The following is a 12021-nucleotide window of genomic DNA, read 5'->3' as shown; positions in this document are numbered from 1 at the left end:
CCATAAATACTCCCGCCGGAGGCTTCGGCCCCGGAACGGGGCCGAAATCAGCCAGGGAAGGAGCTGACGCCGACCTGGGCAGGGCGCAGCAGGCGGTCGTGCAGCATGAAGCCCTCGGCCGAGACCTGGATGATCTCGCCGGACTTGGTGCCGGGGACCGGGGCCTCGAACATGGCTTCGTGGTGGTTCGGATCGAACTTGTCACCGACGGCGGGCGAAATCACCAGCAGACCGTGCTTGCGGAAAGTGTTCGACAGCTCGCGCATGGTCAGCTCGATGCCTTCCAGAAGTGCGGTGTTTTCCTCGGTCTTTTCGCCGGCAGCCTCGAGCGCGCGCTTGAGGTTGTCGTAGACCGGCAGCATATCGCGGGCCAGTTTCGACCCGCCGTATTGCTCGGCCTCGCGGCGCTGCTTGTCGGCGCGCTTGCGGGCGTTTTCCGCATCCGCCAGGGCGCGCATCCACTTGTCCTTCATCTCGTCCCGTTCCGCACGCAGCGTCTCGAGCGCGATATCGGCATCGTCGATCTCTTCCGTCTCGTAGGCGCGGGATTCGGCCTCGGCCCGCTCGGGATCATCCAGGAAGTCGTCGTCTTTCGGCTCTGCCATCATTTCACCTCACTGAGCGGCCCCTAGCGGCGGTCGGAAAGCATCCGTCCCACCAGCTGGGCCGTGTAGTCAACGATCGGAACGATCCGTCCGTAATTGAGCCGCGTGGGCCCGATCACACCGACCGCACCGATGATCTTTCGGTCCGCGTTCATATAAGGAGAGACCACCAGAGAGGAACCCGAAAGTGAGAAAAGTTTGTTCTCGGAGCCGATAAAAATGCGCACCCCCTCGCCGTCTTCGGTCAGTTCCAGGAACTCGGCGATGTCACGTTTGCGTTCCAGGTCATCGAACAGCTCCCGGATGCGATCCAGGTCAGCCTCGTCCGCGCCCAGCAGATTCGAGCGCCCCCGCACGATCAGCCGGTCGTGGATGCCGCCCTCGCCCTCCCAGATCGCAGCGCCGCTTTCCACCAGCGCCCGCGCCAGCCCGTCGATCTGCTGACGGCGGGCCTCGATCTCGCGGGCGACGACGGACTTGACCTCCGAGAGGGTCTTGCCCTCGAGCAGCGCGTTCAGGAAATTCGCAGCCTCCCGCATCGAGGACGGCGTCTGGCCGGGCGGCGGCGTGAAGATGCGGTTTTCCACATGGCCATCGCCGAAGACCAGCACCACCAGCGCCCGGTCATGGCCGAGCGCGACGAATTCGATATGCTTGATCGGCGCCTCGTGCTTGGGCGCCAGCACCAGCGAGGCCCCCTGCGTCGCCAGGCTGAGCGCCGAACCGATCCGATCCAGCAGCGTCGAGGGATCGCCGCCATTGCCGACCGTCGCGTCGATCTTCTGGCGCTCGTTCGCATCAAGGTCACTGACCTCGAGCAGCCCATCGACGAACATCCTGAGGCCGCGCTGCGTCGGGATGCGCCCGGCAGATACGTGCGGACTGCCCAGCAGCCCCATGTATTCAAGGTCCTGCATGACGTTGCGGATCGTCGCGGCACTGACCTTCTCGCTCATCACGCGGGTCAGGGTGCGCGAGCCCACGGGCTCTCCGTTGTCCAGATAGCCTTCGACAACCCGGCGAAACACCTCTCGCGAGCGGTCGTTCAGATCATTGAGGATGGTTTTCTGCTCTGCCATCGCCGCATTCCGTTCCAAGGTTCATTAAAGAGGCCTTGCGCCAAAGGTCAACGGGACTTGCCTTCCGGGGGTCCCGGTGCCTATCACGGGCCTCAAAAGATGAGAGGTTTCATGCGACCGTCTGGTAGAGATTTAAGCGAAATGCGCCCGGTTTCAATCGAGACCGGCGTCACCAAGCACGCCGAGGGCTCGTGCCTGATCAAGGTCGGGGACACCCATGTGCTGTGCACCGCCACCATCGACGAGCGCGTGCCCCCCTTCATCAAGGGCACCGGCCTGGGCTGGGTGACGGCGGAATACGGAATGCTGCCGCGCTCGACCAGCTCGCGGATGCGGCGCGAGGCGGCGATGGGCAAGCAGGGCGGCCGCACGGTCGAGATCCAGCGCCTGATCGGCCGTGCGCTGCGCGCCGGCGTCGATCGCGTGGCCCTGGGCGAGCGTCAGATCACCATCGACTGCGACGTGATCCAGGCCGATGGCGGCACCCGCTGCGCCTCGATCACCGGCGGCTGGGTGGCGCTGAAACTGGCGGTGAACAAGCTGATGAAGGCGGGCATCGTGATCTCGGACCCGCTGGTCGATCCGGTGGCGGCGGTGTCCTGCGGCATCTATGCCGGCCAGCCGGTGCTGGACCTCGACTACCCCGAGGACAGCGAGGCAGGCGTCGACGGCAACTTTATCCTGACCGGCACGAAGCGCCTGATCGAGGTGCAGATGTCGGCGGAAGGGTCCACCTATTCCCGTGACCAGATGAACCAGCTGCTGGACCTTGCCGAAAAGGGCGTGGCCGAGCTGGTCGAGATCCAGAAGGCGGCAGTCCATGCGTAAGTTCGACGGCAAGGACCTGGTCCTGGCGACCCACAACAAGGGCAAGCTGGCCGAGATCACCGAGCTTCTGGCCCCCTTCGGCATCACCGTAACCTCGGCCGCCGACCATGGGCTGGAAGAGCCGGTCGAGGACCAGGACAACTTCATCGGCAATGCCCGCATCAAGGCGCATTACGCCGCCAAGGCGACCGGCCTGCCCGCCCTGTCGGATGACAGCGGCATTTCCGTCGACGGCCTGGATGGCGCCCCGGGCGTCTACACCGCCGACTGGGCCGAAACCGACCATGGCCGCGATTTCCCGATGGCCATGGCCAAGGTCTGGGACGAGCTGGAGGCAAAGGACGCCCCCTACCCGCGCACCGCGGCCTTCAACTGCACCCTGTGCCTGGCCTGGCCCGATGGCCATGACGAGATCTTTGTCGGGCGGATGCCCGGGCAATGCGTCTGGCCGATGCGCGGCGACAACGGTCATGGCTATGACCCGATGTTCCAGCCCGAAGGCTTTGACGTGACCTTCGCCGAGATGACCTCGGAGCAGAAGAACGCGATCTCGCACCGCTCGCAGGCGTTCGCGAAACTGGTTCAGGGCTGCTTTGAGTGACCACTGAGGACTGGCAGAATGCCGGCTTCGGCATCTATGTTCACTGGCCCTTCTGCCAGTCCAAATGCCCCTATTGCGACTTCAACTCGCATGTGGCGGAAAGCATCGACCAGGGCCGCTGGCTGAAAACATACGTCACCGAATTGGAACGATACGCTACCGTTACGTCAGGTCGCGTCGTCCAGTCGGTGTTCTTCGGCGGCGGCACCCCGTCCCTGATGGAGCCCCGGACGGTCGAGGGGATCCTGGACACCATCCGCAGGCTGTGGCCGCAGGCCAATGACACCGAAGTGACGCTGGAGGCCAACCCCGGTTCGGTCGAGGCAGAACGGTTCCGTGGCTATGCGGCGGCGGGCGTGAACCGGGTGTCGATGGGCTTTCAGGCGATGAACGACCGGGACCTGAAGCGGCTGGGGCGCCTGCATTCCGTGGACGAGGCCCTGCGCGCCTTCGACGTGGCCCGCAACCAGTTCGACCGCGTCAGCTTTGACCTGATCTATGCCCGCCAGGATCAGACCCTGGCCGAATGGGAGGCCGAGCTGCACCGCGCCCTGTCGCTGGCCATCGACCATCTGTCGCTCTACCAGCTGACGATCGAGGAAGGCACCGCCTTCGGCGACCGCTACAAGCGCGGCGGGCTGAAGGGCCTGCCCGAGGAAGACCTGGCCGCCGACATGTACGAGCTGACGCAAAGCGTCACCGCCGAACACGGCTTTGACTGCTACGAGGTCTCGAACCACGCGCGCGATGGCGCGCGGTCCCGGCACAATGTCCTGTACTGGCGCTACGGCGATTACATCGGCGTCGGTCCCGGCGCCCATGGCCGCGTCACCATCGACGGCCGTCGCCACGCGACCGAAGCCCACCGTGCCCCCGGCAAATGGCTGGCCGCGGCCGAGGCAGGAAATGCGGACAGTTTGATCGAAGCCTTGACCGGCCCCGAACAGGCGCAAGAATACCTGCTGATGGGGCTGCGGCTGCTCGAGGGAATCGATCAAAACCGGTTCGAGAGATTGAGCGGAACGTCCCTTGATACCTCTGTCCTGAACGAGCTCGACGAGATGAACCTACTGAAACGCGAAAAATCGCATATTTTCGTTACAGATCAGGGACGTATGGTCCTGAACGCGATCCTGAACAAACTGCTGGATTCGCTGGAATGAGGGCCTTCTGGCTGGTTTCGGGGCTGCTCAGCCTCGGACTCGGCCTGATCGGGGTGGTTCTGCCGCTTCTGCCCACCGTGCCCTTCATGCTGCTGGCCACCTTCTGCTTTGCGCGGTCCTCGGACCGGTTGCACGGCTGGCTGGTGAACCACCCGACCTTCGGCCCCGCCATCCGCGACTGGCATGACCATGGCGCGATCTCTCTGAAGGCAAAACGCCTCGCCACCGTCATGGTGGGAGGCGTCTTTCTGATCTCGGTGTTGATGGGCCTGCGCCCGCAACTTCTGGCGATCCAGGTCATCACGCTGCTGGGCGTGATGACCTTCCTGTGGTCGCGCCCTAGCGGCCCGCGCTGAGGACCTGACACAGGTCGTCCAGCTGCTCGAGCGTGTCGTAGCTGATCGTCACCTGGCCATAGGTCTTGCCCGGCACATGGTCGATGATCACCGTCATGCCAAGCGCCGCGCCCAGATCCTGTTCCAGCGCGCGGGTGTCCGCGTCTTTCTCGCCCTCGTCCGGGCGGATGCCGAAGCTGATCTTCTTCTGCGGTTTCGGCGCGGCCGGGGCCTCGGGCTTTTTGGCAAGCTGCTCGGTCGCGCGGACCGACAGGCCGCCCTCGACGACCTTGTGCGCCAGCGCTACCGGGTTTTCCGAGGTGATCAGCGCCCGGGCATGGCCCGCCGACAGCTGACCTTCGCGCAGCATCTCCTGCACCTCGTCGGGCAGTTGCAGCAGGCGCATCAGGTTGGCGATGTGGCTGCGGCTTTTCCCAAGGGCCTGTGCCAGCTTTTCCTGCGTGTGGCCGAACTTGTCCATCAGCTGACGGAAGCCCATGGCCTCTTCCACGGGGTTCAGGTCGGCCCGCTGAATGTTCTCGATAATGGCGACCTCGAGGACCTCGATATCATCGAAATCCCGAACGATCACAGGCACTTCGTGCAGCTGCGCCCGCTGCGCCGAACGCCAGCGGCGTTCGCCTGCGACGATCTCGTAGCTGCCGTCCATGCCCGGCTTCGGTCGCACGATCAGCGGCTGGATGATGCCCTTTTCCTTGATGGAATTGGTCAGATCCTCCAGCTGCGCCTCGGTGAAGCTGCGGCGCGGCTGGTCGGGATTGGGCACGACCTTCTCGATCGGAACCAGCAGGTCAGGACGACGATTGCCCTGCAGGGTGGCTGTTTCCTCGGGGGTCACATCCGCCATCAAGGCCGACAGACCGCGCCCGAGCCCCCGGGTTTTCCTCTTTTCCATCATCTGCTGCTCCTCTGCCTTCAGGCGGCGACAGGTTCGTATTTCTTAAGGATTTCCTGTGCCAATGCTCGATAGGCCTCAGCCCCTCGAGACGTCGTGTCATAGTCCAGCACCGGCATCGCAAAGGACGGCGCCTCGCTCAGGCGGACATTCCTTGGAATCAGGGTGCGGAAAACCATGTCACCCAGGTTTTCACGCGCGTCCTGCTCGACCTGCTGAGACAGGTTGTTGCGCGAGTCGTACATCGTCAGCACGATACCCTCGATCCGCAGATCGGGATTGGCGCTGGAGCGCACTTCGCGCACCGTCAGCATCAGCTGCGACAGGCCCTCGAGGGCGTAGAATTCGCTTTGCAGCGGCACCAGAACAGAATGCGCCGCGACCATCGCGTTCACCGTCAGCAGGTTCAGAGACGGCGGGCAGTCGATGACAATGAAATCATAGCCATAAGGCGCCATCGCCGGCTGCTGCAGCGCCTTCTGCAGCAGGAAGACGCGGTTCTCGTTGCTGTAAAGCTCGATATCCGCCGAGGACAGGTCGATCGTCGCCGGGATGACATCCATGTTGGCCACGCCGGTCTTGCGGATCACCTGATCCAGCGGCGTGTTGTCGACCATCAGGTCATAGGCGGTGAATTCGCGGTCATCCGCTTCCACCCCGATCCCGGTCGAGGCATTGCCCTGCGGATCCAGGTCGATCAGCAGCACCTTGCAGCCGTTCTCGACCAGGGCGGCGCTCAGGTTGATCGCCGTTGTCGTCTTGCCCACCCCACCCTTCTGGTTCGCGACAGCGATGATGCGGGGGCCCGTTTGGTTAAGCAGACGCGACACGGCGAATTCCTCCGATTTTCAGGATGACAGCCTCGGGTTCAGTCTTACTCGGCACGGCCTCCCAGAGGAAGGACCATTGTGCTTCCGCCTCGGAAATCTCGTCCCGCCAGCGGACGCCCTTGGGGAAAAGCGCCGTTCCTTCAGGCGAAAGGTGCCGTTCGGCAAATCCCAGCAGGTCCGAAAGCGAGGCCAGCGCCCGCGCCGACAGCACATCCGCCTGCTGCGCCGGAACCTGTTCGATCCGCTGCGACAGAACCTGCACCTTGACGCCGCATTCGCGCGCCACCGACCGAAGGAAAGCGCATTTGCGCTGGTCAGATTCGATCAGGGTAAAGGTGGCCTCGGGCTGCAATTCGGCCGCGCGGAGTGCAATCACAAGCCCCGGGAAACCGCCGCCGCTGCCGATATCGACCCAATGGCCAAAGCCCGGCGCCAGATCGTGGATCTGGGCCGAGTCGACGAAATGGCGCGTCCACAGATCCGGGATCGTGTGCCTCGAGACCAGATTGATCTTGCGGTTCCATTTCTCGAGAAGCTCCGCGTAAAGGCGGAGCTTCTCCGATGTTTCACGTGAAACATTCTCGGTGGTCGGATCCAGGCTCACGCGGATTTTTCCCGGGTCTCGCGGTTCAGTCGCGCCAGGATCAGCGCCAGAGCGGCGGGGGTCATGCCCTCAATCCGGCCGGCCTGCGCCAGGTTCACCGGACGCACGCGCTGCAGCTTCATCTTCAGCTCGTTCGAGAGGCTCTCCAAACCGGCATAGTCAAAGCCCTCGGGGATCGAACGTGCCTCGTCCTTGCGCAGCGCGGCCGCGTCCTGCTCTTGCCGGCCGATATAGGTTGCGTAGAGCGCATCCTTCTTCAGCTGGTCGCGGGTTTCCCCATCCAGATCTGACAGACCCGGCGCCAAACCCTCAAGATGCTGTATCTCAACATCCGCGAATGCCAAGACCTGGTAGAGAGAGCGCAGTTTCCCGTCCTCGCCCACCTTGATTCCAGCCCCGTTCAACGCCTTCGGCGTCACTTTGGCCTCTTCCAGCAGCGCCTTGCCGCGGCCCAGGCGTTCCATCTTGTCGGCGAAGGCGGCCTTGCGGGCCTCGCCCACGACGCCGGCCTCGATCCCCTTCCCCGTCAGGCGCTGGTCCGCATTGTCCGCCCGCAGCGACAGCCGGTATTCGGCGCGCGAGGTGAACATCCGGTAGGGTTCCGAGACGCCCCGGGTGATCAGGTCGTCGATCATCACGCCGATGTAGCTGTCGGTCCGGCTGAAGGTCACCGGATCGGCGCCAAGCGCCTCTTTCGCGGCGTTCAGACCCGCGACCAGGCCCTGCGCGGCGGCCTCTTCATAGCCGGTGGTGCCGTTGATCTGGCCCGCCAGGTACAGGCCGGGCACGTCGCGCAGGCCCAGACGGTCGTTCAGCGCCCGCGGATCGACGTAATCATATTCGATCGCATAGCCCGGCTGCAGGATCGTCACCTGCTCGAGGCCCCGGATCGAGCGCACATAGGCCTCCTGCACGTCCTGCGGCAGCGAGGTCGAGATGCCGTTGGGATAGACCGTGTCGTCGTTCAGGCCCTCGGGCTCCAGGAAGACCTGGTGCGAGTCCTTGTCGGCAAAGCGCACCACCTTGTCCTCGATCGAGGGGCAGTAGCGGGGGCCGACGCCCTCAATATAGCCGCCGTACATGGCCGAGCGCTTGAGGTTGTCGCGGATGATGTCATGGGTCGCGGCGTTGGTATGGGTGATCCCGCAGGACACCTGCCGGATCGCCACGGATTTCGTCGCGAACGAGAAGAAAACCGGATCCTCGTCACCGGGCTGGCTGTCGAGGATGCTCCAATCGATGGTCTTGCCGTCCAGGCGCGGCGGCGTGCCGGTCTTCAGCCGCCCCAGCGGCAGGCCAAAGCCATCCATGCGCTGCCCCAGCAGGTTCGCGGCATTGTCGCCCATCCGGCCGCCGGAATAGCTGTGATCGCCGATATGGATCAGGCCGCGCAGGAAGGTCCCCGTGGTCAGGACCACGGCGCGGGCCGAGACCTGAGAGCCATCCGCCAGAACGATCCCCGCCACGCGGTTGCCATCCATCAGGAAATCCGTCACCTCTCCCACGATGACCTCGAGGCCCGGGAAAGAGGTCATTTCCCGCTGCATCGTGGCGCGGTAGACGGCGCGGTCGGCCTGGGCGCGCGGCCCCTGCACGGCGGGCCCCTTGCGGCGGTTCAGCAGGCGGAACTGGATGCCCGCAGCATCGGCCACGCGGCTCATCACGCCGTCCAGCGCGTCAATTTCCCGGACCAGATGCCCCTTGCCCAGGCCGCCGATGGCCGGGTTGCAGGACATCACGCCGATCCCGTCGAATTTCAGCGTCACAAGCGCCGTCCGGGCGCCCGCGCGGGCCGCCGCATGGGCCGCATCGCAACCCGCATGGCCGGCACCGACCACTACAACATCGAAGTCCGGATGTTTCACGTGAAACACTCCCATCATTTGCCGATGCAGAAACTCGAAAAGATCTCTCCCAGGAGAGACTCGACATCGATGTTTCCTACCAGAGAATCCAGCGCGCGGATAGCCGAGCGGAGTTCTTCCGCGATCACGTCTTCCGTCGCCAGCGGTTGAGCAAGCATGTCCTGCGCGGCGTCCAGATAGCCCATGGCGCGCAGGATCGCCAGACGGTGGCGTTCCCGCGTCGCCGTGGCGACAAGGGCGCTGCGGTCCGCGAAAATGGCGGTGACGCGGTCCACCAGGGCGTCGATCCCCTGCCCCGTGCGGCCACTGATGCCCTCGGGGTCGCCGGTCTGATCCGCCTTGCCGTGCAGGGCGATGTCGCCGGGCTGCAGGGCGATGCGCGGTTCCTCGCCGGGTTCCAGCAGGTAGATCCGCAGATCGGCGGTTTCGGCCCGGGCGCGGGCACGTTCGATGCCGATGGCCTCGACCTCGTCCTGGGTCTCGCGCAGGCCGGCGGTGTCCAGAAGGGTCACGGGAAGACCGCGCAGGTCCATGCGAACCTCGATCACATCGCGGGTGGTTCCCGCCACTGACGAGGTGATCGCGGCATCCCGGCCTGCCAGGTAGTTCAGCAGCGTCGACTTGCCGGCGTTCGGTGCGCCCAGAATGGCGACCTCGAAGCCGTGGCGGACCCGTTCAGCCACCTGGGCCCCCGCCGCCTGGACCTTCAGGCTGGCCGAAACGCGGCCCAGCAGGGCCGTGACCTCGGGGCGGACATCCACGGGCACGTCTTCGTCGACAAAGTCGATGACGGCCTCCAGCAGGGCCGCTGCGCGCAGCAGATCGCGGCGCCAGTCCTGGACGATCTCTCCCAGCTTGCCGGAAAAGACCCGCTGCGCCTGAAGCCGCTGGGCCTCGGTCTCGGAATCGATCAGATCAGCCAGGCCCTCGACCTGGGTCAGGTCCATCTTGCCGTTTTCCAGCGCCCGGCGGGTGAATTCCCCCGCCTCGGCCATGCGCAGGCCCGGCAGATCGCCCAGGATCCGCAGCGTGGCGCTGATGATGGCGGGGCTGCCGTGCAGGTGCAGCTCGACCACGTCTTCGCCGGTGAACGAGGCAGGCGCGCGGAAATACACCACCACGGCCTGGTCCAGCAGCCCCCCCTGCCCGTCCCGCAGGGTCCTCAGCAGTGTTTCACGTGGCGCCGGATCCCTGACCCCGAAATGGGCAAGGGCCGGGATTGCCCCCGGCCCAGAGATCCTGATCACCGAAACGCCGGCCCGGCCAGGGGCCGATGCCAGCGCGAAGATCGTATCCATCACATCCTCAGGTGTTCATCGAGTCGAAGAAGTCAGAGTTCGTCTTCGTCTGCTTCAGCTTGGAAATCAGGAACTCGATGGCATCGGTGGTGCCCATCGGGTTCAGGATGCGGCGCAGAACGAAGGTCTTCTGCAGGTCCACCTTGTCGACCAGCAGGTCCTCTTTCCGGGTGCCGGATTTCAGGATGTCCATCGCCGGGAAGACGCGCTTGTCGGCCACCTTGCGGTCCAGTACGATCTCGCTGTTACCGGTGCCCTTGAATTCTTCGAAGATCACTTCGTCCATCCGGCTGCCAGTGTCGATCAGCGCGGTGGCGATGATGGTCAGGCTGCCGCCCTCTTCGATGTTGCGCGCCGCACCGAAGAAGCGTTTCGGGCGTTGCAGGGCGTTGGCGTCCACACCCCCGGTCAGCACCTTGCCCGAGGACGGCACGACGGTGTTGAAGGCACGGCCCAGGCGGGTGATCGAGTCCAGCAGGATGACGACATCGCGCTTGTGTTCGACCAGGCGCTTGGCCTTTTCGATCACCATCTCGGACACGGCGACGTGGCGCGTTGCCGGTTCGTCGAAGGTCGAGGAGATCACCTCGCCCTTCACCGAGCGCTGCATGTCGGTGACCTCTTCCGGGCGTTCGTCGATCAGCAAGACGATCAGATAGCACTCCGGGTGGTTCTTTTCGATGCTCGAGGCGATGTTCTGCAGCAGCACGGTCTTGCCGGTCCGCGGCGGAGCCACGATCAGCGAACGCTGCCCCTTCCCGATCGGCGCGACCAGGTCGATGATCCGGGCCGAGCGATCCTTGATGGTCGGATCCTCGATCTCCATCTTCAGGCGCTCATCCGGGTACAGCGGCGTCAGGTTGTCGAAGGCGATCTTGTGGCGGGCCTTCTCGGGATCCTCGAAGTTGATCCGCTGGACCGAGGTCAGGGCGAAATAGCGCTCGTTGTCGTCGGGCGCCTTCATCAGCCCCTCGACGGTGTCACCGGTGCGCAGCGACCACTGACGGATCATGTCGGGCGAGACGTAGATGTCATCGGGACCCGGCAGGTAGTTCGCTTCGGGAGAGCGCAGGAAGCCAAAGCCGTCCTGCAGCACTTCCAGAACGCCGTCGCCGCCGATCTGCCAATCCTCGTCCGCAAGCTCGCGCAGGATCTGGAACATCATCTCGCCCTTGCGCATCGTCGAGGCGTTTTCGATCTCCAGCTCCTCGGCCATGGCCAGAAGGTCCTTCGGGCTTTTGGCCTTCAGGTCAGAGAGGTTCAGGCGGTTTTCGGTCATCGAAGGGCATCCCCGGGGATCGGCGCCGCCGTGGCGGGCGATCGTCATGTTCTGTCAATGTCATGTGCGGAAGACATCCGCCCGGACGGGCGGCTTGCTGCAGGACATACGCGTCCGGGGCAGCGAAGTCAACGTTCCAGGCGCTTTCCAGGCCCTCAGAACTTCACGATGACCGACAGGACGATGATCACCATCAGCACGGTGGGGACCTCGTTCATCATGCGATATTGGCGCCCGGTAAGGGTATTCGTTTTTTTCATAAACCCCTTCCGGCGCTTGCCAAGCCAGTGATGAAACCAAGTCATAACCAGCACAGAGGCCGCTTTCGCCCACGGCCAAAGCATGCTCCAGGAGACAATTCCCGGAGTAAAAACAAGCATTAAGCCGAAAACCCAGGTGCCGATCATCGCCGGATTCATGATCCCGCGAAGAAGCCGCCGTTCCATCGTCTGGAACATTGCGTCGATCTTCTCGTCTTCGCTGCCCTGTTCCACGTGGTACACGAAGAGCCTGGGAAGATAGAAAATTCCCGCCATCCAGGAAATCACGCAGATGACGTGCAGGAACTTTGTCCACGGGTAAACCGAGACGAGGAAATCGGTCATGGGGAACTCCTTC

Annotated in this window: 13 protein-coding genes; 4 read left to right on the top strand and 9 right to left on the bottom strand. The window is 64.2% G+C overall.

What is annotated here, in order from left to right:
- Window positions 1-47: 47 nt before the first annotated feature.
- Together AC2ITM_RS00720 and hrcA are read right to left on the bottom strand one after the other, a co-directional pair.
- Window positions 48-605: a nucleotide exchange factor GrpE gene (locus AC2ITM_RS00720; RefSeq protein ID WP_486467927.1), complete on the bottom strand. Its 558-nt coding sequence runs from the start codon at window positions 603-605 to the stop codon at window positions 48-50.
- A gap of 23 nt (window positions 606-628) precedes the next feature.
- Entirely contained in the window at window positions 629-1684 is a 1056-nt protein-coding gene (gene hrcA / locus AC2ITM_RS00715) for a heat-inducible transcriptional repressor HrcA (protein ID WP_486467926.1), read from the bottom strand.
- A gap of 111 nt (window positions 1685-1795) precedes the next feature.
- Between hrcA and rph the strand changes: the two genes are divergently transcribed.
- The 4 genes from rph to AC2ITM_RS00695 are packed head-to-tail and all read left to right on the top strand — an operon-like array spanning window position 1796 to window position 4632.
- Entirely contained in the window at window positions 1796-2512 is a 717-nt protein-coding gene (gene rph / locus AC2ITM_RS00710) for a ribonuclease PH (protein ID WP_486467925.1), read from the top strand.
- Window positions 2505-3113, top strand: coding sequence for an RdgB/HAM1 family non-canonical purine NTP pyrophosphatase (rdgB, locus tag AC2ITM_RS00705; RefSeq protein ID WP_486467924.1), 609 nt, complete (start codon window positions 2505-2507; stop codon window positions 3111-3113). The genes rph and rdgB overlap by 8 nt, the downstream gene beginning before the upstream one ends.
- Window positions 3110-4276, top strand: coding sequence for a radical SAM family heme chaperone HemW (hemW, locus tag AC2ITM_RS00700; RefSeq protein ID WP_486467923.1), 1167 nt, complete (start codon window positions 3110-3112; stop codon window positions 4274-4276). Before rdgB ends, hemW begins: the two co-directional genes overlap by 4 nt.
- Window positions 4273-4632 (top strand): YbaN family protein, encoded by a 360-nt coding sequence (locus tag AC2ITM_RS00695; RefSeq protein WP_486467922.1) that lies wholly within the window; start codon window positions 4273-4275, stop codon window positions 4630-4632. Before hemW ends, AC2ITM_RS00695 begins: the two co-directional genes overlap by 4 nt.
- Here the strand turns inward: AC2ITM_RS00695 and AC2ITM_RS00690 are convergent.
- The 7 genes from AC2ITM_RS00690 to hemJ all read right to left on the bottom strand — a co-directional run bounded on the left by AC2ITM_RS00690 (window position 4616) and on the right by hemJ (window position 12008).
- Window positions 4616-5530, bottom strand: coding sequence for a ParB/RepB/Spo0J family partition protein (locus AC2ITM_RS00690; protein WP_486467921.1), 915 nt, complete (start codon window positions 5528-5530; stop codon window positions 4616-4618). The two genes, AC2ITM_RS00695 and AC2ITM_RS00690, sit on opposite strands and share 17 nt — an antisense overlap.
- A 17-nt stretch (window positions 5531-5547) precedes the next feature.
- Window positions 5548-6357: a ParA family protein gene (locus tag AC2ITM_RS00685; RefSeq protein WP_486467920.1), complete on the bottom strand. Its 810-nt coding sequence runs from the start codon at window positions 6355-6357 to the stop codon at window positions 5548-5550.
- Window positions 6341-6961: a 16S rRNA (guanine(527)-N(7))-methyltransferase RsmG gene (gene rsmG / locus AC2ITM_RS00680; protein ID WP_486467919.1), complete on the bottom strand. Its 621-nt coding sequence runs from the start codon at window positions 6959-6961 to the stop codon at window positions 6341-6343. The genes AC2ITM_RS00685 and rsmG overlap by 17 nt, the downstream gene beginning before the upstream one ends.
- On the bottom strand, window positions 6958-8826 hold the full coding sequence (gene mnmG, locus AC2ITM_RS00675) for a tRNA uridine-5-carboxymethylaminomethyl(34) synthesis enzyme MnmG (protein ID WP_486467918.1): 1869 nt from the start codon (window positions 8824-8826) through the stop codon (window positions 6958-6960). Before mnmG ends, rsmG begins: the two co-directional genes overlap by 4 nt.
- A 14-nt stretch (window positions 8827-8840) precedes the next feature.
- Window positions 8841-10124, bottom strand: coding sequence for a tRNA uridine-5-carboxymethylaminomethyl(34) synthesis GTPase MnmE (mnmE, locus tag AC2ITM_RS00670; protein ID WP_486467917.1), 1284 nt, complete (start codon window positions 10122-10124; stop codon window positions 8841-8843).
- A 7-nt stretch (window positions 10125-10131) separates the two neighbouring features.
- Complete coding sequence (gene rho, locus AC2ITM_RS00665; protein WP_486467916.1) at window positions 10132-11403, bottom strand: transcription termination factor Rho; 1272 nt, start codon at window positions 11401-11403, stop codon at window positions 10132-10134.
- A 155-nt stretch (window positions 11404-11558) separates the two neighbouring features.
- Window positions 11559-12008 carry a protoporphyrinogen oxidase HemJ gene (gene hemJ / locus AC2ITM_RS00660; RefSeq protein WP_486467915.1) on the bottom strand — a complete coding sequence of 150 codons (450 nt, stop codon included), beginning with the start codon at window positions 12006-12008 and terminating at the stop codon, window positions 11559-11561.
- Window positions 12009-12021 lie beyond the last annotated feature (13 nt).

The organism is Pseudooceanicola sp. NS-SX9, assembly GCF_057380705.1.
Note: the sequence above shows the minus strand (reverse complement) of the source record. Positions and strands in the feature narration are given on the sequence as shown.

Coding starts and splice junctions, on each gene's coding strand:
- AC2ITM_RS00690 (WP_486467921.1), bottom strand. CDS start 5,530: ATGATGGAAAAGAGGAAAACCCGGGGGCTCGGGCGCGGTCTGTCGGCC.
- rdgB (WP_486467924.1), top strand. CDS start 2,505: ATGCGTAAGTTCGACGGCAAGGACCTGGTCCTGGCGACCCACAACAAG.
- rph (WP_486467925.1), top strand. CDS start 1,796: ATGCGACCGTCTGGTAGAGATTTAAGCGAAATGCGCCCGGTTTCAATC.
- AC2ITM_RS00720 (WP_486467927.1), bottom strand. CDS start 605: ATGGCAGAGCCGAAAGACGACGACTTCCTGGATGATCCCGAGCGGGCC.
- mnmE (WP_486467917.1), bottom strand. CDS start 10,124: ATGGATACGATCTTCGCGCTGGCATCGGCCCCTGGCCGGGCCGGCGTT.
- rho (WP_486467916.1), bottom strand. CDS start 11,403: ATGACCGAAAACCGCCTGAACCTCTCTGACCTGAAGGCCAAAAGCCCG.
- hrcA (WP_486467926.1), bottom strand. CDS start 1,684: ATGGCAGAGCAGAAAACCATCCTCAATGATCTGAACGACCGCTCGCGA.
- AC2ITM_RS00695 (WP_486467922.1), top strand. CDS start 4,273: ATGAGGGCCTTCTGGCTGGTTTCGGGGCTGCTCAGCCTCGGACTCGGC.
- hemJ (WP_486467915.1), bottom strand. CDS start 12,008: ATGACCGATTTCCTCGTCTCGGTTTACCCGTGGACAAAGTTCCTGCAC.